The following is a 23315-nucleotide window of genomic DNA, read 5'->3' as shown; positions in this document are numbered from 1 at the left end:
CCCGCTTACTTCGACTTGGCGCCGGCGGCGTTGTCGGTGGTGGTGGTGCCGGTGGTGGCGGGGCTGGCAGCGTTATTGCCGGCGTCTGTATCAGCGTTGTCGGCATCGCCTCCCAGTGAGGGATCAGCAGCGGCGGCGGCGGCCTCGCTGGCCAGGTCCTTCTTCAGGCTGTCGGTGATGTCAATGGCACGCGGGGTATCGCCGGTGCGCACCTTCTGCAGGCCATCGACGATGAGCTTGTCACCCTCCTTCAAGCCCTTGCTGATCCACCAGTTGTTACCCACTGCACCCGCCACGGTGACCAGACGTTGCTCCACCTTGCCATTGGCGCCCAGCACCAGGGCCGTTGCTGCACCGGTCTGGTCACGGCTGACCGCCTTTTGCGGCACCAGCAGGGCATGCTCGTCCACGCCCTCCTCCAGCACCGCCCGTACATAGGCGCCCGGCAGCAACACACCGTCCGGGTTGGGCACCACTGCGCGCAGGGTGATCATGCCGGTACCGGTATCGACCGACAGGCCGGTGAATTCCAGCCGGCCGGTGCGGTCGTAGGCGGAGCCGTCTTCCAGCAGGATCTTGACCTGGGCGGCATTCTCGCCGCTCTTGCGGATCTGGCCGCTGGCCAGTTCGCGGCGCAGACGCAGCAGATCCACCGTGGACTGGGTGACGTCCACGTAGATCGGATCGATCTGTTGCACGGTGGTCAGCGCCGTGGTCTGGCTGGCGGTGACCAGCGCGCCGGGCGTGACCGAAGACTTCTCGATACGTCCGGAAATGGGCGAGAGGATCTTGGTGTACTGCAGGTTGATGGCCGCCGTCTGCACCGCCGCCTTCTGCACCTCGACGTCGGCCTGGTTCTGGCGCAGGGTGCTCTGGGCGTCGTCGTTATCCTGTTTGGAAACGGCGTCGATCTTGTTGAGTTCGGCGTAGCGCTGGGCCTTCAGCCTGGACGAAGCCAGCGTGGCCTCGGCCTTGAGCAGCGATGCTTTGGCGCTGTCGTAGGCCGCCTGGTAGCTGGCCGGGTCGATCTGGTACAGCGGCTGACCAGCCTTGACCTTGGCGCCCTCCTTGAACAGCCGCTTCTGGATGATACCGCCCACCTGCGGGCGGATATCGGCGGCCAGGTAGGCACTGGTACGGCCGGGCAATTCGGTCGTCACTGCCTGTCGCTGGGCCTTGACCACCACGTAACCGACCTCGGCCTGGGCTGCTGCCTTGGGCGCCTCGCCGGAGCGGGAGCAGGCCGCCAGGGTCACGGCCAGCAGGGCGGCCAGGGTCAGGGTGCGCAGCAGGCGGGGTGGATTCTGGCGCAGCAGGGGCAAGGCTTGGGAGCGGAAATCGGGCATCTGGGCGGCTTTCTGCCAGGAACACCTGCCGCCATGGGCAAGTCATCCGGGCGCAATGAGCTATCGGACCTGTGATTATGGAAAGCAAATGTGAAGGAAATTTGAGCGCAGCCACTTTCTTCCCGGAATGAAACAGATCACTCCCCGGCCCTCGCCGCCATGCGACTATCTTGTTAAGCTGGCGCCTTGTCCTGTCATTCCCGGCTCCCGTGTTCAAGTCCATCGCCCACTCGCTGGCGGCGCTGTCCGACCGCTTCTTCCACCGCGCCAACATCCGCCTGAAACTGTTCTACGCGATGCTGGCGCTGATCGTGGCGCTGATCGCCGCCATCAATGGCGCCGGGCACTACATCTTCAATCGCGACTTCCTCGGCTATCTCAACGAACAGGCCCAGCAACGCATGGAAGACATGGTGCCGCGCCTGGAGCAGGCCTATCGCGAGCATGGCAACTGGGACTTCATCCGCGGCCAGCCACGGGTCTGGTTCGAACTGATGAAACCGGCCATCGTCGAGCACAACGGCGTAACCCCCCCGCCGGGACCGCCGCTGACCGCCTCCGACCTGACCGGCGCCACGCTGCGCTTTTCCTTGCTGGATGCCCATCGGCAGCTGGTGATCGGTTATCCCAACATCGGTCCCGATGCGCGCCTGCGACCGCTGCTGCTGGACGACGTGATCGTGGGCTGGGTGGCGCAGACGCCCTTCGAAAACGTGATCGGCGCCATCGACCTGCGCTTCCAGCAGAGCCAGTTCCTGGCCCAGCTCATCATTGCGGTGGTGGCGGTGATGCTGGCGGCGTTTCTGGTGGTGCGCATCTCCGGCGTGCTGACGCGCCCGCTCACCCGCGTGGCGCGCGCCACCCACCGGCTGGCCGGCGGCGACTACGCAACCCGGGTCGAGGTCGAATCCGGCGATGAAGTGGGACGACTGGCGCAGGACTTCAACCAGTTGGCCATGACACTGGAGCGCAACGAGCAACTGCGGCGCGAATTCATGGCGGACGTCTCGCATGAGCTGCGCACGCCGCTGGGCATCCTCAACGGTCAGCTGGAAGCACTGGAAGACGGCGTCATGCAACCGGACGCGCAGACCCTGCGCTCGCTCAAGAGCGAGGTGGAACATCTCAACAAGCTGGTGGGTGACCTTTACGACCTGTCGCTGGCGGACGCCGGTGCGCTGGCCTATCGCCAGACGGACATGGATCTCTTGCCGCTGTTGCGTACCAGCGTGCAGGTCTATGGCGAGCGCTTCAGCCAGCGCGGCCTGACCCTGACGGCACAACTGCCGGCGGCCATGCCGGTGCATGCCGATGGTGCCCGCCTGCAGCAACTGTTCAACAACCTCTTCGAAAACAGCCTGCGCTACACCGATGCCGGCGGCGGCCTGCACCTGCAGGCCAGCCTGCAGGAACAGCACTGGCATCTGGTCTTCGACGACAGCGCGCCGGGCGTGCCGCCGGAAGCGATGGCGCGCCTGTTCGAGCGCTTCTTCCGGGTTGAGAGCTCGCGCAATCGCGCCAGTGGTGGCGCCGGACTCGGGCTGGCGATCTGCCGCCGCATCGTCGATGCGCACCAGGGCAGCATCGCGGCCAGCGCCTCGCCCACGGGCGGCCTGCGCGTCACGGTGGTGCTGCCGGCGCGGTTCGAGGAGCAGCCATGAGCGAAACCTTCCACTTCCAGCCGCCCCGGAGCGCCGACATCCTCATCGTCGAGGACGAGCCCAAGCTGGCCGAACTGCTGCAGAAATATCTCGCCGCAGCCGGCTACCAGTCACGCCATGTGGCGCGGGGCGATGCCGTCGTCGAGGCGGTGCAGCAGCAGCGCCCGGACCTGATCCTGCTCGATATCATGCTACCGGGAATGGATGGCTGGGAAATCTGCCGCCGCCTGCGCAGCTTCTGCGACGTGCCCATCCTGATGCTGACCGCCCGCGCCGAAGAAGAGGATCGCCTGCGTGGTCTGGAACTGGGTGCGGACGACTACATCAGCAAGGCACCGTTTTCACCGCGTGAAGTGGTGGCGCGGGTCAAGTCCATGCTCAGGCGCAATGCGCTGGTGCAACGCGCACAGGCACAGACGAGCCCGACCGCTGCGGAGTTGCTGCACATCGACGAACTGCGGCACCAGGCCAGCGTGCGCGGCGAGCCGCTGAACCTGACGCCACTGGAACTGCGCCTGCTCAAGACCTTCGCCGCCGCACCGGGCCAGGTATTTTCACGCGAGCAGTTGCTCAACCACCTGCACGACGACGACCGCCCGGTCACCGACCGCGTCATCGATACCCACATCAAGAACCTGCGGCGCAAGCTGGAACCATTTTTCCCAGGTCATAACGCGATCCAGGCGGTGTACGGGGTGGGGTATTGCTTCGAGTTGCCGTCGCAATGAGTCCATCGTAAACGGCGTACGCATGACCACCTTGGCGGTCATGCAAACCTCGTATGTAGGTTTCAGCGCTGGATCTTGAACACGCTGACCACCTGCGTCAGCCGTCCGGCCTGGTCCTGTAGCGACTGCGCGGCGGCAGCGGCTTCTTCCACCAGCGCGGCGTTCTGCTGCGTGACTTCGTCCATCTGGGTGATGGCGCGGTTGATTTCCTCGATGCCGGTGCTCTGCTCGTGGCTGGCGGCGCTGATCTCGGCCACCACGTCGGTGACGCGGCGCACGCTGGCGACCACCTCGCTCATGGTAGCGCCGGCGCGCTCGACCAGCTGGCTGCCGGCGCCGACCTTTTCCACCGAATCATCGATGAGCTGCTTGATCTCCTTGGCCGCCGAGGCCGAACGCTGGGCCAGTGAGCGCACTTCCGAGGCCACCACGGCGAAGCCGCGGCCCTGCTCGCCGGCACGGGCCGCTTCCACCGCCGCGTTCAACGCCAGGATGTTGGTCTGGAAGGCGATGCCGTCGATCACGCTGATGATGTCGGCAATGCGGCTGGAACTCTCGGTGATGCCTTCCATGGTCTGCACCACCTGGTGCACCACTTCGCCCCCCTGGCTGGCGATGTCGGAGGCCGAGGCCGCAAGCTGGTTGGCCTGGCGGGCGTTGTCGGCGTTCTGCTTGACGGTGGAGGTCAGTTCTTCCATGGCCGAGGCGGTCTCTTCCAGGGAGCCGGCCTGTTGCTCGGTGCGCGAAGACAGGTCGAGGTTGCCGGTGGCGATTTCCTGCGAGGCGGTGGTGATGGCATCGGTGCCGGTGCGCACTTCGCAGACGATCTTGTGCAGGCTGTCATTCATGGCGCGCAGGGAATGCATCAGCATGCCCGTCTCGTCCTTGCTGTGGGACTGGATTTCCACCGTCAGGTCGCCTTGGGCCACCCGCTCGGCCACGCTCACCGCTTCGTTCAGGGGACGCGATACCGCGCGTGCCACCGCTGCGGCCAGGGCAAAGGCAATCACCACGATGGCCACCAGCAGGCCGATGATCCACTTGCGCGCAGCGTCGAACACGTCGCTGGCGTCCTGGTCGGAGCGGGCGCTGCCGGCGTCGTTGATCTTGACGATCTCGTCCATGTTTTCCAGCATGCTGCGGAAGGTCTTGTTGGAGTCGCCCTTGAACATGGCGCGGGCGTCTTCTTCCTTGCCTTGGCCGGAGATGTCGGCGAGCTTGCGGTTGATCTCAAGATAGCTGGCGAAATTCTTGGAGAATTTTTCGTAGACCAGCTTTTCCTCGGCCTCCGAAATCTGCTTTTCGTAGGTGGCGCGCTGCTTGGCCAGGATCTCCAGGCGCGACTTGATGGCCTTGAGCGCATCTTCGCGTTCGGCAGGGTTGGCCGCGGTGATCATCTGCAGTTCGGAGATGCGCATGCGCGGCAGGGACGCCTGGATCGCCTGCGCCGCCTTGATGGTCGGCAGCCAGTTGCTGGCCATGTCGGTGGAGGCCTGGTTCACCGCCTTGAGCTCGCGGATCGCAAAGATCCCCAGGATGACCGTCAGGATGATGACGGCGGCAAAGGAAAGGATCAGTTTCCGGGCGATCTTCAGATTGTTGAACCAGTTCATGTCTGCCTCGTTATTCTCACAGTGCTGGAATGCAGAGTCGATTCTAGGCAGCTCGTGAACGGGCCATATCGCTGATTACGCGGGGGTTTACCGGGCAATTGCCGTACTTGCCATGCAGAACTGACAGGCCTGTCAGCAAGCGGCTTTCCGGCCGATCAAACTGGTCAGGCCATCATATCAGTCGTTCTCTTGCGGCGATAAGATTGGCAATTGAGCAAGTGCCGGTGCCGACGAGCTACCGACCTGCGGCGCACTCTCACGACGATCCTGCCAGTCTCCACCGAGCGCTTTGATGAGGAACACCGACACCAGCAGCCGTTGACCCATCAATTGCGCCGCCTGGCGCTCGCTGTTGAGCAGGGACTGTTGCGCGGTGATTACATCGAGATAGGGCGTGGCACCACCTTCGTAGCGGCTGGTGGCGATGTCCAGCACCCGACGCGCACTGGCGATGGCCGACTGGGATTGCCGATAGGCACGGTCCAGGGCCGCGATACCGGTGATGCCATCTTCCACTTCCTGCATGGCGGTCAGCACGGTGCGCCGGTAACCGGCCACGGTAGCCTGGTAGCCAGCCTTGCTGAAGTCCACGCCGGCGCGCAGGCGGCCGGCATCGAACAGGCTTTGCGAGGCCGATACTCCGAGTGACCAGAGCACGCTGGGCGCGTTGAAGAGCGCGCCCCAGTTGCGGCTGTCCACGCCATACGAGGGTTGCAGCATGAAGCTGGGATAGAAGGCCGCGCTGGCCACACCGATCTGGGCATTGGCGGCAGCCATGGCACGCTCGGCCGAGGCCACGTCAGGGCGACGCTCCAGCACGTCCGAGGGCACGCCCAGCGGAATCGCCGGCAAGGCGATCGGCGCCAGCGAGGGGGCGATCGCAAAGCCCGGGGCGGGGGTGCCGGTCAGGGTAGCGATGGCATGCTCGTACTGGGCGCGCTGGCGGCCCAGGAGGTCGACCTGGGTCAGCGTGGTGTCGAGCAGAGCCTGTTGCTGGGCCACGTCCAGTCCGGAAGTGGCGCCCAGGTCGTGCCGCGACGTGGCCAGGTCCAGCGCCTTGCGCTGCAGTTCGATGGCGCGCCGGACCACGTCCAGCTCGACATCCAGTTCACGCAGGTTGAAATAGTTGTTGGCCAGGTCGGCGCTGATCAGGAGGCGGGTGTTTTCGAGATCGGCAGCCGATTGCTGGAGGGTGGCGCCGGCCGCTTCCACCGAGCGTCGTACCCGGCCGAAGAAATCCAGTTCGTAACTGACAGTCAAGCCCAGCGCGAAATCGTTTTGTACGGTCGCGTAATTGGGCGAATTGTAGTTGGTCAGCGGCCGGTTGGCCGAGATACGGGCACGTGCGGCACGGCTGCTGATGCCGACCTGCGGCGCCTGTGCCGCCCCGCTCACATCCAGTTGCGCCCGTGCCTGGGCCAGCCGCGCCGTGGCAATCGCCAGCGTCTGGTTGCCGGCCAGCGCCTGCTGCTGCAGGGCATTGAGCTGGGCATCGCCGAAGCGCTCCCACCAGGGGCCGCGCGCGACCTCATCCTGCGGCTGCATGCTGCGCCAGGGGGCTTCCGGCGTCCAGGCGGCGGGCATGTCCAGCGTCGGCTTGACGTAGTCGGGGCCGCTGGCGCAGGCAGTGAGCGCCAGGGCGCAGGTCAGCATGACCAGGACGACCGGCGGGCGGCGCTGCTTCATGATGCGGCTTTCTTCGCTGGGGCGGCCTGCTCCAGGGTGGGTTCGACCTGGTCACCTTCGGACAGCGAATCGGAGGGATTGAGGATCAGTTTTTCCTTGCCGCTCAAGCCCTCCAGCACTTCCACGGTGAGCCCGAAGTTGCGCCCCAGCCTGACCTTCTTGAGCTGTACCTTGTTCTGCTCATCGACGGCCGCCACCAGCGAACCATCGCGCCGGAACATCAGGGTATCGGCTGCGACCAGCAGCGCGCCGCTGGGTTTCAGGGGCAACGCCACCTGTACGAAGGCGCCGGGCAGCAGCGCGTTATCGGCATTGGCCAGGGTCACCTCGATCTGCATGGATCGGGTCGCCGTATCGATCGACCCGGCGGTGCGCGCCACCTTGCCTTCGAACTTGCGGCCACGCAGTTCGGACTGGGTGACCGTGACCTGCTGGCCCGGCTTGACCAGGTTGGCATAGGACTGCGGCACGTTGACATAGACCCGCAGCGGATCAGTCTGCGAGAGCACGAACAGCGAGCGCCCTGCGCCCGGATCGATCAGGTCGCCCACGTCCACGTTGCGGCGCGTGATGATGCCCGAGAACGGTGCCACGATGCGCTTGAAGCCCTCCACCTGGCGCAGCCGTTCGACGTTGGCGTCGGCTGCCGCCAGGTTGGAGCTGGCCTGGGCGAAGGCGCTGCGGCGTTCATCCAGTTCCTGCTGCGAGACCGCATCCTTCTTGCGCAGAGCCTCCCAGCGGGCCATCGAGCTCTTGGCCAGTTCCATGCTGGAGGCGGCCTGCTGACGGGCGGCCAGGGCCTGCGAGAGTTGCTGGTCGATTTCCGGGGTATCCAGTTCGGCCAGCAGCTCGCCCTTCTTGACCTCGGCGCCGATGTCCTTGTACCAGCGCTTGAGGTAGCCGCCGGAACGCGCCGAAATGGGCGACTGCACAAAGCCCTGCAAGGTCCCCGGCAGGGCCAGGGTCTGGCCATCGGCGCTGCTGCGGGCTTCGGTCACGCGCACGAACACCTTGGCGCGCTCGGCGGTGCCGGCTTCCAGGGCGCGTGCGTTGGCCGTGCGGCTGATGATGGTACGCGCCGCGCCTGCGGCCAGCAGGATCAGCACCACCACCAGCACCAGCCGGGCGCGCTTCATCATCTGCTGGCGCTGTTGCGGCTCGCCCTCGGAAAGGGGGTGGATGCCGAGTTCGGAATGACGGTCATGCGACATGGTTCAAGACTCCTGATGCGCGGGCCCGGCCACGGGATGGCGGCGCTTGTCGGCGCGGCGGGCCAGTCTCTGATGCACGCCGGCAAACACCACCGGCACGAAAAACAAGGTCGATACGGTGGCCAGCATGAGCCCACCGATCACGGCACGCCCCAGCGGCGCGTTCTGTTCGGCACCCTCGCCCAGGCCCAGGGCCATGGGAATCATGCCGATGATCATGGCCAGTGCCGTCATCAGCACCGGGCGGATACGGGTGGAGCCGGCTTCCAGCGCGGCCGCCAGCGGGGTGGCACCCTCTTCCCGGCGCTGCCGCGCAAAGGCCACGATCAGGATACTGTTGGCGGTGGCCACGCCCATGGTCATGATGGCGCCGGTCAGGGCCGGCACCGAGAGCGTGGTGCCGGTGATGAAGAGCATCCAGGCGATGCCGGCCAGTGCGGCAGGCAGCGCGGCGATGATGATGGCGGCATCGATCCACGACTGGAAGTTGACCACCACCAGCAGGTACACCAGCACGATGGCCATGGCCAGGCCGACGCCCAGGCCGATGAAGGAAGACTGCATGGTTTCCACCTGGCCGCGGATCACCACCTGGCTGCCACGGGCCAGCCTGGGCTTGATCTCTTCCACCAGGGCCGTCACCTTGCCGGCCACGCTGGCCAGGTCGGTCCCCTGCACGCTGACATAGACATCGATGGCCGGCGAAATGTTGTAGCGCGAGGCCACGGCCATCTGGCGTCCGGCATGCACATCGACCAGGTTGCCCAGCAGTTGCGGCGGGGTGGTGGCATTGGCGCCAGCCCCGACCGGGATATTGAGCAGGGAATCGAGCGAATCGACCTGGTATTGCGGGGACTGCACCGCAATGCTGTAGACCACACCGTTATTGGGATTGAGCCAGAAGGCCGGCTGCGTCTGCGAACTGCCGGACAGGGCGATCAGGAGGTTCTGGCCGACATTGGAAGCCGACAGGCCGAACTGCTGCAGGCGCGTGCGATCCATGCGCAGGTCCAGCGAGGGACCGTCCAGTCGCTGGTGGACGTGGGCGTCCACCGCGCCGGGAATCTGCCTGATCTTGCGCGTCAGCTCGGCCGCCAGGCGCGCATTGGCTTCCATGTTGGGGCCGGTGAATTGCACGTCGATGGCCGCCGGCAGGCCGAAGTTCAGGATCTGGGTGACGATGTCGGCCGGCTGGAAGAAGAACTCGATGCCGGGGAAGCGGCGCGGCAATTGCTCGCGCAGCATGGACACCAGTTCCTCGGTGGGGCGGTGGCCTTCCTTCAAGGCCATCAGGATTTCGCCGTCGAGGGTGCCGATGGTGCCGGCATTGCTGTAGGACAGGTTGATGCCGGAATTGGGCACGCCCAGGTTATCGAGGATGGTCTCCAGTTCGGAGGCCGGGATCAGGCTGCGGATGACGCGCTCGACCTCGTCGGCGGCACGTGCGGTTTCTTCGATGCGGGTGCCGGTGGGCATGCGCATGTGCAGGCGGATCTGGCCGCCATCCACATTGGGGAAGAAGTCGCGGCCGAGGAAGGGATACAGCAGGCAGGACAGCAGGCAGAACCCCAGGAAGCCCAGCGCGAAGCGGCGCCGGTGCGCCAGCAGCGAGGACAGCACCAGCGTATAGCCATGGCGCACCCGCTCGAAGCGGTTGTCGAAGGCGCGGTACAGGCGCTGCAGCAGACTGGCCTTGGCGCTGTCGACCTGGCCGTGGCTACCCATGAGCAGCATCACCAGGGTCGGTACCAGGGTGCGCGAGAGGATGTAGGAGGCGGCCATGGCAAAGACCACGGCTTCGGCCAGCGGCACGAACAGGAAACGCGCCACGCCGGAGAGGAAGAACATCGGCACGAACACGATGCAGATGCACAGCGTGGCCACGAAGGCCGGCACACCGATCTCGCCGGCGCCGACGGTGATGGCGTCGTGCAGCGGCTTGCCCAGATGCAGGTGGCGCTCGATGTTCTCGATGGTGACGATGGCCTGGTCCACCAGGATGCCCACCGAGAGCGCCAGGCCGCCCAGGGTCATCAGGTTCAGGGTCTCGCCCAGGGCGGCCAGCATCAGGATCGCCGCCATGATGGACAGCGGAATGGTCAGGCCGATGATGAGCGTGCTACGCCAGTTGCCCAGGAACAGCAGCACCATGGCCGCCGTCAGGCCGGCGGCGATGAGCGCCTCGCTGATGACGCCGGTCACGGCCGCCTTCACGAACAGCGACTGGTCAAACAGCGGCGTGATCTTGATGTCTTCAGGCAGGGTCTGGGCCGCGGTGGGCAGGAGCTTGCGCAGGTTGTCCACGATGTCCAGGGTGGAGGCGCCGCCGTTCTTCAAGATGGACAGCAGCACGCCGCGCGCGCCGTCCTGGCGCACCACGTTGGTCTGCGGCGAGAAGCCGTCGCGCACGTTGGCCACATCCTTGATGTAGATGGTGGCGCCGTTGGTGGTGCGCACCGGCAGTTCGTTGAGACCGGCCACGGCTTCGGGCGAACCGTTGATCTTGACCGAATACTCGGTGCCGCCGAACTTGGCCGTGCCGGAGGGCAGGATCAGGTTCTGCGTATTGATGGCATTGACCACGTCGATGGGGGCCAGGCCACGCGACTGCAGGGCCTGGGTATCCAGGTCCACCGAGATCAACCGGCTCTTGCCGCCATACGGGTAAGGCACCGCCACGCCGGGAATGGTGACCAGCTGTGGACGCAGGGTCTGGACGGCAGCATCGAACACGGTCTGCTCGGGCAGCGTCGGCGAAGACAGTGCCAGTTGCATCACCGGGATACTGGAGGCGGAATACTTGATCACCAGCGGCGGCGTGATCCCCGGCGGCAGCTGGCGCACCTGGGTCTGCACCGAGGCCACCACCTGAGCGATCGCCTGCTGGATATTGGCCTTGGGCTGGAAGAACACCTTGATCACCGACACCCCGGCCAGGGACTGCGACTCGATGTGTTCGATGTCGCTGACCACGGTGGTGAGTCCGCGCTCGTTCTGGGCGGCGATGCGCTGCCCCATCTCCTGCGCCGACAGGCCGTTGTAGTTCCAGATGATGGAGACCACCGGGATATTGATCTCGGGGAAGATGTCGGTGGCCATGTTCTTCAGCGTCAATGGCGTGGCCAGCACGATCAGCAAGGCCATCACGATGAAGGTGTACGGGCGGCGCAACGCCAGCGCGACCATGTTCATGAACTGCTATCCCTGTAAGGCGGGCAGGATCGACCGGGCAGCCTGCGTCATGCAGCCTGCCCATGCCATGAACCGGCGCCCCGTGCGGCCCCGGCCGTCCTCTCCTGCTGTGCTTTGTTCTATGTGGCGCAGGCTGGCGCTTTTCCCCGGTCGCCGGTCTGCGTTCCCTGAATCCGATGAGCTTGCCGGGGCCCGGTTTTATTCTTCGTGGGCCGTGCGGCGAGGGCTATTGTAGCGGCCTCGGAGCCGCCTTGCAGAAGGCTTTTCGACAAATCGCTTTCTGACAGAAATGTCAGCAAAAGACTTCTCACTGGCTGCAAGCACAACCGGAAAATCGCCACATGTGGCGACCGGCAGGAACCGCGCCGCTATGGCACACTGCCCTTCCCTTACCTTGTCCCCGCACTCTCCTGCATCATGGAATTCCTGCGCCAGCGCATCGAAGCCAGTGTCCTCTCTATCAGCCGCGGCCCTGGCAGTGCCGACTTCCTGCAGCCGCCGGGCGACCCCGGCCTGTTCGGTCCGGACTCGGCAGCCTGGCAGGTCCACAGCGATTTCACGGCCATGCTCACCGGCGGCGTGGCGGCTTTACTGTTGCAGATGTTGCATCCGCTACCACTGGCCGGGGTGTGGGATCACTCCAACTTCCAGGCCGACATGCTGGCGCGCCTGCGCGCGACCGCACAATTCATCGCCGGCACCACCTTCGGCAGCCGCGCCGACGCCGAGCGCCTCATCGAGCGGGTCAAGCGCATCCATCTCGTGGTCAAGGGCGTAGCGCCGGATGGACGCGCCTATTCCGCCAGCGACCCCGATCTGCTGACCTGGGTGCATGTGGCCGAGGTGCATTGCTTCCTGCGGGCTTATCTGCGCTATCGTCGGCCGGACTTTCCGGCGGTGCGCCAGGACCAGTATTTCGGCGAGATCGCCCGGGTCGCCGAGGCACTGGGCGCGCGCGAGGTACCGCGTTCGCAGATGGCAGTGGACGGATACATCCAGGCGATGCGCCCCGAACTGCGCTGCGACGAACGCACCCGCAAGACCTTGCAGCTGGTATTGAATGCCCCCGCGCCGAACGCGCTGGCGCAACCATGGACGCGCCTGATGATGCGCGCCGGAGTGGACCTGCTGCCGCCCTGGGCGCAAGAGATGCTGGGGGTCACACCGCGTCCGCCGTGGCGTCGGGAGCTGCTGCGACGCTCGGTACTGGTGGCCGCACAGCCACTGCGCTGGGCGGTGCGCAACGGTTCCATCCATCTGGCGCGGCGGCGCATGGGCTTGCCGCCGTACGGCTGAAGGCCGCTCTTTCAGGGCTGACGGACGCTGCGCAGATAGGCCAGGATGTCGTCGATCTGGCGATCGCTGCCGATGCCCCAGAAACGCATCTTGTTGCCCGGCACCACCTCGCTGGGCGCCTTGAGGAAGGCGCGCAGCTTGTCCTCGGTCCAGACGAAGCCGGCACCGGCCATCGCCGGCGAATACTTGAAATCTGTGGTGGAACCGGCCTTGCGGCCGATCACGTTGCTCAGCTGCGGACCGAAGCCGGCGCGGGCCGAGGGTCCGACTGCGTGGCAGCTGGCGCACTTGGCGAAGGCAGCGCGCCCGGCCACGGGGTCGCCTGCCGCCTGGGTCACCAGAGGGATGAAGGCAAGGACAACAATCAGCAAGGAGGTCAGGCGCATGGACATTCCGGTCAGTCGGCTACCGCAGGCGCGGAAGCGCCCCGGATCACGAAATGGCTGGCCTCAATGCCCGATTTCTGAAGAAAGGCGAACACCGAGTCAGCCGTGGTGGTCTCGATTCTATCGCTGCCGCTGGAACGGCGCACCGGCACTGCCATGATCGTGGCGCTCAGGCCCTGGTCGCCGGCGTATTTCCTGGAAATGCGTCGGGATGAGAATCCATAGCGCAGACTATTCCGTCATCACCGCCGGCCTGCCACCCGGTGCATGATCACGCCGCTCCGCCAGCCATCCCCACACCAGCAGCGCCAGCACGGCAATCCCGGTCAGCGCGGCAAACGCGGCGCCATAGCCGTAGTGCTTGGCGACCACACCGGCCAGGGCCGGGCTCAGCGCCGCGCCGACCGACTGGATGGTGGTGACCGCGCCCAGGCCGATGTTGATATGGCCGCTGCCCTGCAGGATGCGCGCCACCGAACCTGGCAAGGCCACGCCCAGCAGGCCGGCACCGACGCCATCGAGCATCTGCACCGGCAGCAGCGCCCAGGGCGAATCCCACACGCCGGCCACCAGACCGCGCACTGGCAATGCCAGCAGGGCGATGGTGATGGGCAGCCAGTAGCCCTGGCGTTCAGCGAAGCGGCCTGTCAGCAGCGCCGTGGGGATCATCACCAGCTGCGCCACGATCACCGTGAGCGCGGTATAAAGCGCCGGATCGGCACCGCCGCGCGCCACCACCGACTGGCTCAGCAAGGGCAACATCGCCGCATTACCGAGATGGAACAGCATCATGGCCATAGCCAGCAGCATCAGCGGGCGCGAGGCGACCAGCACGCGCCAGGTGGAGACCTGCGGCTCAACTGCAGCGCGTTCCGGGTCCAGCCCACGGGCGACGTCGTGATCGATGTCCTGCGGGCGGATGCGCGACAGGCAGACCAGCGAAGCCAGCGCCATCACCGCCATCAGTACGAACACCGCCGGCAGGCCCCAGTAGTAACCGAGCGCACCGGCCAGGGCCGCCGAGAAGACATTGCCGGCGTGGTTCCAGGCTTCGTTGCGCCCGAGCTGGGCGGGCAAACCCTGCTGACCGACGATGCCCAGGGTGAGGCCGGCGATGGCCGGGCCGATGACGGCGCCGACGATGCCGGTGCCAACCTGGGAAATGGCGGTCAGCGTGAAACTGGGCGCCACCAGCAGCAGCAAGGAGCCGGCCACCACCAGCACCGATCCCAGCCCGACCACCAGGCGCTTGGCGCGCACCGCATCGGTGAGCGCGCCGGCCGGTGTGGTGGCGAGCATGCCGGCAATGCCGCCCAGCGTCATCACATAGCCGATGTCGTCGGCGGCCCAGCCCTGCCCCATCAGGAAGACCCCGAGGAAAGGCCCGAGACCGTCGCGCACGTCGGCCAGGAAGAAGTTCAGCCTGGACAGCCAGGCGATGGAGCCGGCCTTGGCGTTCATCCTATCGGCCCCTTGAAGATGAAGAAGGCGCCCAGGCAGATGCAGCCAAACCCGACCAGATGGTTGATGGTGAACTGCTCACCCAGGTAGAGCACCGAGAAGATCGAGAACACCACCAGCGTGATCACCTCCTGCATGGTCTTGAGTTCGGCGGCGTTGTAGACGCTGTGGCCGATGCGGTTGGCGGGGACGGCGAAGCAGTATTCGGCCAGGGCGATCATCCAGCTGACCAGGATCACCAGGTACAGCGGACGGTTCTCGAACTTGAGATGGCCGTACCAGGCAAAGGTCATGAAGACGTTGGAGATGATCAGGAAGACGATGGGAAGGACTTTGGGCGACATGTTTTTTGTTCTTTATGAAAATGACGACAACAAGGAAAAGAGGCGCAACCGATGGCACAAGGCCATCCGCTGCGCATCGACGGGACCATCAGTGATGCAGCCAACTCGACCAACTCAGCCAGGCAGGGCAGCCTCAGCGCACCCGGCTGTACAAGGGTTGCACGCTGTCCGCACTGGCACCGACATCAATGGCCTCGATGGCGGTACCCATGCTGTTGCGGGTGCCCAAGCCATTGGCAGCAAACGGCGCGCCGGGTTCCAGCGACATGCGCACGCTGTCGGGCGCAAAGCGGGCGATGCTGCCGTCATCGAGGATGACGCCGTTGGCTTCGCCACGCGGGCCGGTGAGGACCATGGCGATCTTGCCGCGCACCGACAGCTGGCGTAGTTGCGCCGCGCGCAGATGGGGCGGCAGCGGCGGGTTGGCGTCGAAGGCGGGCGGACGGTCGATCACGGTCTGGCCGGTGGCGAGATTGACGATGGCATCGGCCTTGATGGTGCCGGCCCCTTCACCCTGGCCGAAAACGCGCACCGACTGCCCCGGCTTGACCACACCCTGCAAGGTCTGCGACAGGTGCGGCGGGAACTTGACCACGGTGCGCTCACCCACCAGCAGGCCATCGACCTCACCATAGGGATTGATCAACAGGCGGCTGACGCGGCCTTCGGTGACCGGGGCCTGGGCCGTCAGGGCGGCTTCATAGGTGGCTGGTGGCGTTTGCACGGCAGGCGCCGCCATGCCCGCAGCGGGGACCGGACCGGGCAGGGGCGCCGGCGGGGGCGGCAGTGCCTGGGCATGGGCGGCCACCAGTGAAGTCAGCACGGCCAGGGTCGAGGCAGCTGCCAGCGAGCGCAGCGAGGCTGAAAGCGGGGATGAAGAAAGATTCATGACAACTCCTTGAGGGGTGAGAGGTATTCCCTCATTTGCAAACCCCGTGCCCGCCACGAATCCCTTTATATTCAATCACTTAGGAACTCATCTTGCGAACAGGTGTCCGTTTCCGTGACACTTCAGCGTCCGCAAACGGACACTGTCCGCCGCCATTTTTTACACAGGAGCCCCCATGTCCCTTTCCTCGCCCACCTCCTCTGCTTACCTGACCCTGGCCGTGGCCATCGTGGCCGAAGTCATCGCCACCACCGCCCTCAAGTCTTCCGACGGCATGACCCGCGTGCTGCCGGCCCTGGTGGTGGTGCTCGGGTATGGCCTGTCCTTCTATTGCCTCTCGCTGACCCTGCGCAGCATGCCCACCAGCGTCGCCTATGCCATCTGGTCGGGGGTGGGGATCGTGCTGATCACGCTGGCGGCCTGGCTGATCCACCACCAGCGCCTGGACGGGCCGGCGGTGGCCGGGATCGCCCTGATCGTGGCCGGGGTGCTGGTGATCAACATCTTTTCCAGCAGCGCCGCACATTGAGGCGGTCGCGGGGCCGGTGACGGGATCCGGTCAGGATGTCCGAAAACACCACCTTCTGCGTCATTCCGGAAATCGGCCGCCGCCATAAGATGCTCTCCATCGCAACCGACAACCCCAAGGAGAACATCATGACCCAGTCCCAAGCCACCACCCAGCGCGGTACCGCCCTCATCACCGGCGCTTCGTCCGGCATCGGCGCGCTGTATGCCGACCGCCTCGCCCGCCTGGGCTACGACCTGATCCTGGTGGCCCGCAACCGCGAGCGCCTCAATGCCCTGGCCCAGCGCATCAGCAACGACACCCGCCGTACCGTGGAAGTGCTGGAAGCCGACCTGGGCCAGGCCCAGTCGCTGGCGCTGGTGGAAGACAAGCTGCGCAGCGATGCCAGCATCACCCTGCTGGTCAACAATGCCGGCATCGGCACCCACACCCCGCTGATGCAGAGCAATGTCGATCACATGACCGACATGATCGCCCTGAACGTCACCGCGCCGACCCGCCTGACCTATGCCGTGGTCCCCGGCTTCGTGGCACGCGGCCAGGGCGCGATCATCAATATCTCCTCCATCGTCGGCGTGGCGCCGGAGGTACTCAACGGCGTCTATGGTGGCAGCAAGGCCTTCGTGCTGGCGTTCTCGCAATCGCTGCATCATGAACTGGCGGCCAAGGGCGTGCAGGTGCAGGCCGTGTTGCCCGGCGCCACCGCGACCGACTTCTGGGCCATCGGCGGACTGCCGGTGGAACACCTGGACCCGGCCATCGTCATGCCGGCCGACCAGATGGTCGATGCCGCCCTGGTCGGCTTCCAGCGCGGCGAACTGGTGACCATCCCGTCGCTGCACGAGGAAGACGCCTGGACCCGCTTCGAGACCGCCCGCCAGAACCTGGCCAGCAAGCTCTCGGCCAATGTCCCGGCAGCGCGCTACACGGCCGCGCACTGAGTTGCCCTGAGCTGCACTGTATTGATCCGCTATCGCGGCCGACCTGACTGCAGCCAATCCAGACACCAACGATCCGATCCGGAACGACTGCCCCTGGGCAGTCCTCCACAGCCCCCTTACGACCTTCTCTTCAGAAAGGCAACATCATGAAACTTACCGACAACGTCATCTTCATCACCGGCGGCACGTCCGGCATCGGCCGCGCCCTGGCAGAGGCCTTCCACAAGCTGGGCAACCAGGTCATCATCGGCGGCCGCCGCCAGGCGCTGCTGGACGAAGTCACCGCCGCCAATCCGGGCATGGAGGCAATCGCCTTCGACGTCTCGGAGCTGGCCAGCATCGAAGCCGCAGCCGCCACCCTGAAGGCGCGCCATCCGGGGCTCAACGTGCTGATCAACAATGCCGGCATCATGCCCTTCGACGACGCCGGCGGCATCATCGACGATGAAGTCAGCCGCAACATCATCAACACCAACCTGTTGGGCCCGATCCGCCTGAGTTCGGCCCTGATTGACCTGCTCAAGGCCCAGCCCAGCGCCACCATCATCCACAACACCTCGGTGCTGGCCTATGTGCCGCTGGCGGTGACCGCCGTGTATTCGGCCACCAAGGCAGCCCTGCACTCCTACGCGCTGTCGCAGCGCTTCATGCTGCGCCAGACCAACGTGCGGGTGCAGGAAATCGCACCGCCCTGGGTCGACACCGACCTGGTCAAGAAGAGCGGTGATCCGCGTGCCATGCCGCTGGATGCCTTCATCGCCGAAACCATGGCCAAGCTGGCCAGCGATGACGAGGAAATCCTGGTCGAAGCCATCAAGCCCTTGCGTGACAACCCGGGCGCCAACGAGCACGCGCTGGTCAACGGTTTCAACGAAGCGCTGATCGCCAACCCGATCCCGGTCTGAGCCGGTCTTATCCGATCTCATCCGGTCTCATCCGACCTCCCTACAGCGGCCGGTCTGCGGCGCCAGCAATCACCTGCTGCGCCGGGCAGGCCGGCCGCCCCACCTTGCCAGCGATAGACAGCATGAAACCTGCTCCCACCCCCACCCCTGACACCACTGCGCCTGCACCACAGGCCGCTGCCGGCTCCGCACCGCCCCATCCGGGCTCCCTGCTGACGGCCGGTTTCCTGGCCCTGGGTACCTTTGCCATCGGTACCGAGGGCTTCATGATCGCCCCCTTGCTGCCGCGCATGGCGGCCGACTTCGGCATGAGCGTGTCGGTCGTGGCCAGCCTGGTGATCGTCTTCACCCTGATGCTGGCCCTGAGTTCGCCCATCACCACGGTGCTGTCGGCCAACGTCAATCGCCGCAATGTGCTCATCGTCGCCATGGGCATCTTCACCGTGGCCAACCTGGCGGCGGCCCTTTCCACCAGCTTTGCCGGCCTGCTGTTCGCGCGCCTGCTCATGGCGGTAGCCGCCGGGCTCTACACGCCCAATGCCAATGCCCTGGCCGGCGCCATCGTCAGACCCGAGCAACGCGGGCGGGCGCTGGCCATCGTCAGTGGCGGCATGACCATTGCCATCGCCCTGGGCCTGCCATTGGGTTCCGTGGTGGGGCATGCCTTTGGCTGGCGTGCCACCTTCCTGGCGGTGGCGGCAATGGGTGCCGTGGCGGTGGTCGGTATCTGGCTGGGCGTGGATCGCCGGGCCGGTGGCCAGTTGCATGTGGCCAGCCTGCGCGAGCGGGTCGGCGTGATCGGGCAGGTAGCGGTGCGTCGCCTGCTGGCCGTCACCCTGTTCTGGTCGGTTGCGGCCTATGCCGCCTATCCCTATATCGCGCCCTACCTGTCACATACCCTGGCCTTCGGCGAAACCGGCATCGGCCTGACGGTTAGCCTGTGGGGGGTGGCGGCGGCCGTGGGCGTGAGCACTGGCGGCATGCTCAACGATCGCTTCGGCTCGCAGCGCGTGGTCCGTACCGCCCTGCTGCTGCTGGCACTGTCGTTCTGGGCGCTGGCGGCAGCCACCTGGCTGGCACCGCAGGTCGCGCTGGTCCCGGTGCTGCTGGCCGTGGCACTGTGGGGCTTTGCGGTATGGGCTTTCTTCCCGGCTCAGATGGCACGGCTGATCGCGGCCGGTCCGCCTTCGCAGGCCTCGGTCTCGCTCTCGCTCAATACCTCCACCATGTACCTGGGCTTCTCCGTGGGCAGCGCCATCGGCGCGGGCATCCTCGGTCTGGGTGTGGTCGGCGGGATCGGCCTGTTCGCCGGCTGCTGCGCCGTGCTGGGGCTGGTGCTGGACCGCGCAGGTAAGCTGCCCTGAGGTAAGCAGGCCATCCGAGAACGTCCAAGAAGTTTTTCCGCCGTCGTGATAGTCTGCCGATCCGGAAAACAGCGGATGACCGGTTGGGGCCGGTCGTCCGGAAACATGCCCCTCTTTGTCCTGCCGGGGGGGCATGGGGCAACCTATCATCGAACTGTCTTCCATGGCGCGAGAGGGCGCCGGACGCGGATCTCATCCGCACAATCAAATCCATACAACAGGGGAAATCATGGATAAGGCTAACAACAAGGGGCGTTCGCTCAGCGTGGCCGCGCGCCTGGGTCTCAGTTTTGCGCTGGTACTGGTGATGATGCTGGTGCTGACGGTGGTGAGCATCAGCAAGGTCAATGCCATCGAAGGCAGCCTGACCACGGTCAGCGAAGACAATAACGTCAAGCAACGCTATGCCATCAACTTCCGTGGCAGCGTCCACGACCGCGCCATCGCCCTGCGCGATCTGACGCTGGTGGACGACGCCGAGGTCAAGGACGTGGTGGCCCTGATCAACAAGCTCGATGCCGATTACCAGCAATCGGCGCAGCCGCTGGATGCCATCTTCGCCAACAAGGGCGCGCATGCGCCCAACGCCGACGAGCGCGACGCCCTGGCCCAGATCAAGGCCGCCGAAGCCCGCGCCATGCCGCTTTCGGCACGCATCATCGCCGCCCGCAGCAGCGGCGACATCGACGGCGCCCGCAAGATCATGCTGGGCGAAGCCAAGCCGGCCTTCATCACCTGGCTGGCCACGGTGAACAAATTCATCGACCTGCAGGAACGTATGAGCCAGGCCGAGTCGACCAAGGCACGCAGCACCGCCCGCGGCTTCCAGGCGTTCATGCTGGTACTGCTGGCAGCCGCCATGGTGGCCGGGGTGGTGCTGGCAGGTCTGATCACACGCTCCATCGGTCGCGCCCTGGGTGCCGAACCGGACGAGGTCAAGCAACTGGCACTGGCGGTGGACCGTGGCGAGCTGTATCACGAAGTGGCCCTGCGCCGCTACGATGGCGGCAAGCGCCAGAGCATCATGGCGACACTCTCAGAAATGAGCGTCAACCTGCGCAATACCGTGACCGAAGTGCGTGATGCGGCCGCCGGTGTGGCCACCATCAGCGCCCAGATCGCCGCCGGCAACAGCGACCTCTCGGCCCGCACCGAAGACCAGGCCGCCTCGCTGGAAGAAACCGCCTCGGCCATGGAACAACTGACGGCGACCGTCAAGCAGAACGACGGCCATGCCCGCGAAGCCAACCAGCTGGCCCGCAATGCCTCCGACATCGCCAAGCAGGGTGGCGCCATCGTTGACGAAGTGGTCGATACCATGGCTGCGATCAACACCTCGTCGCGCAAGATCGTGGACATCATCGGCGTGATCGACGGCATCGCCTTCCAGACCAACATCCTGGCCTTGAACGCCGCAGTGGAAGCGGCCCGTGCCGGTGAACAGGGACGCGGCTTCGCCGTGGTCGCCACCGAAGTGCGCAACCTGGCACAGCGTAGCGCGGCGGCGGCCAAGGAAGTCAAGCAACTGATCGATGCATCGGTCGACAACGTCGAGAACGGTACCCGCCTGGTGGAACGCGCCGGCGAGACCATGGAACAGATCGTGGCCAGCGTGCAGCAGGTCACCGATGTGATGGGCGAGATTTCCACCGCCAGCCATGAGCAGAGCGTGGGCATCGAGGAAGTGCACAAGGCCATCGCCCTGATGGATCAGGTGACCCAGCAGAATGCGACCCTGGTGGAACAGGCCAGTGCCGCCGTCTCCAGCCTGCAGGACCAGGCGCAGCACCTGACCCGGGCAGTGGACGTATTCCAGCTGGCAGCGCCCTCCTCGTCCGCGGCACCGGCCGCAGCAGCGGTGAAGTCGCGCCCGAGCGTCGAGGTCAATCCGCCACGTGCGCTGACAAGCCAGACCAGCCGCCCCTTGCAGCTGGCCGCCGCCGGGGATCACGGCGATGCCTGACCCGGCCCTGTCCCGGCCGAACGATGAACTGCAGCGCCTGGCGGCGCTGCATGCCTTGCATCTGCTCGATACCGGCTCCTCCGAAGATCTGGACAACATCACCCGCCTGTGCCACTCGCTGTTCGGCGTCAACGGGGCGTACGTGTCGCTCATCGACGCCGACCGGCAGTGGGTCAAGTCGCAGAGCGGCCCGGACATGTGCGCGCCCTCGCGCGAGCTGTCCTTCTGCGACCACACGGTCAGCCAGCGTGCGCTGATGGTAGTGGAAGACGCCACCCTCGATGCCCGCTTTGCGGATAATCCGCTGGTGTCCGGGCCGCCGCATATCCGTTTCTATGTGGGCGCGCCCCTGCTCACGCCCGAGGGCCATGCCATCGGCGCGCTGTGCATCACCGACACCGTGCCGCGCACCTTCGATGCAGCCCAGCGCAAGCAGCTGCAGCAGCTGGCTGCGCTGGCGATGTCGCAGATGCTGCTGCGGCGGGCGATCGGCCGTGTCGATCCGCTCACGGCCATGCCCAACAAGTACCAGTTGCGGGAAGACCTGGCCTCGCTGGTCCCGGCCGACAGCGCCCTGCAGGAGGCAGAGCCGGGCACCCGGGCGCTGGCCTACATCGACATGCCGGACGCCCATACCTCCTTCGAGATCGGCAGCGTGCTGGGTTCGCGTATCCATGACGAGCTGATCCGCAACGTCGGGGCGCGGCTGCAGACGCTGGTGCAGGGCCAGGCCGATGTCTATCACATCAGCGACGGTCGTTTCGCGCTGCTCTCGCATGCCGGCAAGGCCGAGCAACTGGCCGGCCACCTGCGCGGCATGACAGCGGCACTGGAACAACCGGTCGACAGCATGGCCGTACCGATGAACCTGCCCAGCTATGGGGGCATCGTCAGCGTGGTGCAGACCCGCGAGCAATTGCGCGATGCGCCGCGCAAGGCGGTGGCCGCCCTGCACGAAGCCCTGGCGCGCCGGCAACGCTGGGCCGATTACGATGCCGATGCCGACGTGATGCACCAGCGCCGCTTCCGCCTGCTCAACGATATTCCCGATGCGTTGCTGCCGGAGCGCCAGCAGGGGGGTGGCCTGGCCCTGGTCTACCAGCCCAAGCTGGACCTGCGCAGCAACCGCTATCACGGCGGCGAAGCGCTGCTGCGCTGGCAGCACCATGAGCTGGGACCGATCTCGCCGGCCGAATTCATCCCGCTGGTGGAGCGCACGGCATTGATCCGTCCGGTCTCGGAATGGGTGATCCAGGCCGCCCTGCAACAGATGGCGACATGGAAGGATGAAGGCATGCCGGTCAAGCTGGCCATCAACCTGGCCGCGCCCAATTTCGAGGAGTCCGACCTGATCGGCCGCCTGGAACGCGGCTGTCGGGACAGCGGCATCGACCCGGCCATGGTCGAGATCGAATGCACCGAGGGGGTATGGATGCACAGCCCGGCCGTGCTCAAGCTGCTGCATGAGATCCGCGCCCTGGGCATGGGGCTGGCGCTGGACGATTTCGGTACCGGCTACAGCAACTTCGCCTACCTGCAGCAGGTCCCGGCCTCGGTGGTGAAGATCGACCAGTCCCTGATCCGTCACCTGGACAGCAGCGCAAGGGATCGCCGCATCGTGCAATCGCTGATCGCGCTGGCCAAGGAACTGGACTACCACATCGTGGCCGAGGGCGTGGAAACGGCGCAGACCCTGGAACTGCTGCGCGCCTGGGGCGTGGACGAAGCGCAGGGTTACTACATGGCCCGCCCGCTGACACCGGAGGCCTTCTCGGCCCACGTACGGGCGGCGGCCTGAGG

The 23315-nt window shown here is 65.8% G+C and carries 18 protein-coding genes; 9 read left to right on the top strand and 9 right to left on the bottom strand.

Annotation, left to right across the window (positions count from 1 at the left end):
* Positions 1-5: 5 nt before the first annotated feature.
* The gene (locus tag BTM36_RS00880; protein WP_174616794.1) at positions 6-1346 is read right to left on the bottom strand and encodes an efflux RND transporter periplasmic adaptor subunit; all 1341 of its coding nucleotides are present in this window, start codon (positions 1344-1346) and stop codon (positions 6-8) included.
* 209 nt (positions 1347-1555) lie between these two features.
* Here BTM36_RS00880 and BTM36_RS00875 point away from each other — a divergent pair, with 209 nt between their 5' ends.
* Entirely contained in the window at positions 1556-3007 is a 1452-nt protein-coding gene (locus tag BTM36_RS00875; RefSeq protein ID WP_254426883.1) for an ATP-binding protein, read from the top strand.
* Complete coding sequence (locus BTM36_RS00870; protein ID WP_077234865.1) at positions 3004-3735, top strand: response regulator; 732 nt, start codon at positions 3004-3006, stop codon at positions 3733-3735. The genes BTM36_RS00875 and BTM36_RS00870 overlap by 4 nt, the downstream gene beginning before the upstream one ends.
* Before the next feature lie 62 nt (positions 3736-3797).
* Here the strand turns inward: BTM36_RS00870 and BTM36_RS00865 are convergent, their stop codons facing one another.
* The 4 genes from BTM36_RS00865 to BTM36_RS00850 form a co-directional block, all read right to left on the bottom strand.
* Positions 3798-5348, bottom strand: a complete 1551-nt coding sequence (locus BTM36_RS00865) for a methyl-accepting chemotaxis protein (RefSeq protein ID WP_006461173.1) — start codon at positions 5346-5348, stop codon at positions 3798-3800.
* Between the two features lie 177 nt (positions 5349-5525).
* Positions 5526-7034, bottom strand: coding sequence for an efflux transporter outer membrane subunit (locus BTM36_RS00860; protein WP_077234864.1), 1509 nt, complete (start codon positions 7032-7034; stop codon positions 5526-5528).
* Positions 7031-8245, bottom strand: coding sequence for an efflux RND transporter periplasmic adaptor subunit (locus BTM36_RS00855; RefSeq protein ID WP_006461171.1), 1215 nt, complete (start codon positions 8243-8245; stop codon positions 7031-7033). Before BTM36_RS00855 ends, BTM36_RS00860 begins: the two co-directional genes overlap by 4 nt.
* Positions 8246-8248: 3 nt before the next feature.
* Positions 8249-11437, bottom strand: a complete 3189-nt coding sequence (locus tag BTM36_RS00850) for an efflux RND transporter permease subunit (RefSeq protein WP_077234863.1) — start codon at positions 11435-11437, stop codon at positions 8249-8251.
* A gap of 417 nt (positions 11438-11854) precedes the next feature.
* On the opposite strand from BTM36_RS00850, the gene BTM36_RS00845 reads away from it, so the two are divergent.
* Entirely contained in the window at positions 11855-12733 is an 879-nt protein-coding gene (locus tag BTM36_RS00845) for an oxygenase MpaB family protein (RefSeq protein WP_077234862.1), read from the top strand.
* An 11-nt stretch (positions 12734-12744) separates the two neighbouring features.
* Here the strand turns inward: BTM36_RS00845 and BTM36_RS00840 are convergent, their stop codons facing one another.
* From BTM36_RS00840 to BTM36_RS00825, 4 genes are all read right to left on the bottom strand, one after another.
* Positions 12745-13119, bottom strand: coding sequence for a cytochrome c family protein (locus BTM36_RS00840; RefSeq protein ID WP_077234861.1), 375 nt, complete (start codon positions 13117-13119; stop codon positions 12745-12747).
* A gap of 231 nt (positions 13120-13350) precedes the next feature.
* Positions 13351-14580: an MFS transporter gene (locus BTM36_RS00835; protein WP_077234860.1), complete on the bottom strand. Its 1230-nt coding sequence runs from the start codon at positions 14578-14580 to the stop codon at positions 13351-13353.
* Positions 14577-14924 carry a DMT family protein gene (locus tag BTM36_RS00830; protein ID WP_006461163.1) on the bottom strand — a complete coding sequence of 116 codons (348 nt, stop codon included), beginning with the start codon at positions 14922-14924 and terminating at the stop codon, positions 14577-14579. The genes BTM36_RS00835 and BTM36_RS00830 overlap by 4 nt, the downstream gene beginning before the upstream one ends.
* 133 nt (positions 14925-15057) lie before the next feature.
* Complete coding sequence (locus tag BTM36_RS00825) at positions 15058-15813, bottom strand: hypothetical protein (RefSeq protein ID WP_077234859.1); 756 nt, start codon at positions 15811-15813, stop codon at positions 15058-15060.
* Positions 15814-15988: 175 nt separating this feature from the next.
* Between BTM36_RS00825 and BTM36_RS00820 the strand changes: the two genes are divergently transcribed.
* The 6 genes from BTM36_RS00820 (at position 15989) to BTM36_RS00795 (ending at position 23313) form a co-directional block, all read left to right on the top strand.
* Complete coding sequence (locus tag BTM36_RS00820; RefSeq protein ID WP_077234858.1) at positions 15989-16342, top strand: multidrug efflux SMR transporter; 354 nt, start codon at positions 15989-15991, stop codon at positions 16340-16342.
* Between the two features lie 128 nt (positions 16343-16470).
* Positions 16471-17283: an SDR family oxidoreductase gene (locus BTM36_RS00815; protein WP_077234931.1), complete on the top strand. Its 813-nt coding sequence runs from the start codon at positions 16471-16473 to the stop codon at positions 17281-17283.
* Between the two features lie 146 nt (positions 17284-17429).
* A complete protein-coding gene (locus BTM36_RS00810) occupies positions 17430-18188 on the top strand; it encodes an SDR family oxidoreductase (protein ID WP_006461157.1) in 759 nt (252 codons plus the stop codon).
* A gap of 122 nt (positions 18189-18310) precedes the next feature.
* Entirely contained in the window at positions 18311-19552 is a 1242-nt protein-coding gene (locus BTM36_RS00805; protein WP_077234857.1) for an MFS transporter, read from the top strand.
* Positions 19553-19781: 229 nt separating this feature from the next.
* Complete coding sequence (locus BTM36_RS00800) at positions 19782-21515, top strand: methyl-accepting chemotaxis protein (RefSeq protein ID WP_077234856.1); 1734 nt, start codon at positions 19782-19784, stop codon at positions 21513-21515.
* A complete protein-coding gene (locus tag BTM36_RS00795; protein ID WP_077234855.1) occupies positions 21508-23313 on the top strand; it encodes a GGDEF domain-containing phosphodiesterase in 1806 nt (601 codons plus the stop codon). Before BTM36_RS00800 ends, BTM36_RS00795 begins: the two co-directional genes overlap by 8 nt.
* Positions 23314-23315: the final 2 nt, after the last annotated feature.

It is taken from the genome of Herbaspirillum sp. VT-16-41, assembly GCF_001994935.1.
Lineage (GTDB): Bacteria > Pseudomonadota > Gammaproteobacteria > Burkholderiales > Burkholderiaceae_D > Herbaspirillum > Herbaspirillum frisingense.
The sequence above is the reverse complement of the archived record's forward strand: the minus strand, read 5'-3'. Positions and strand labels throughout refer to the sequence as shown.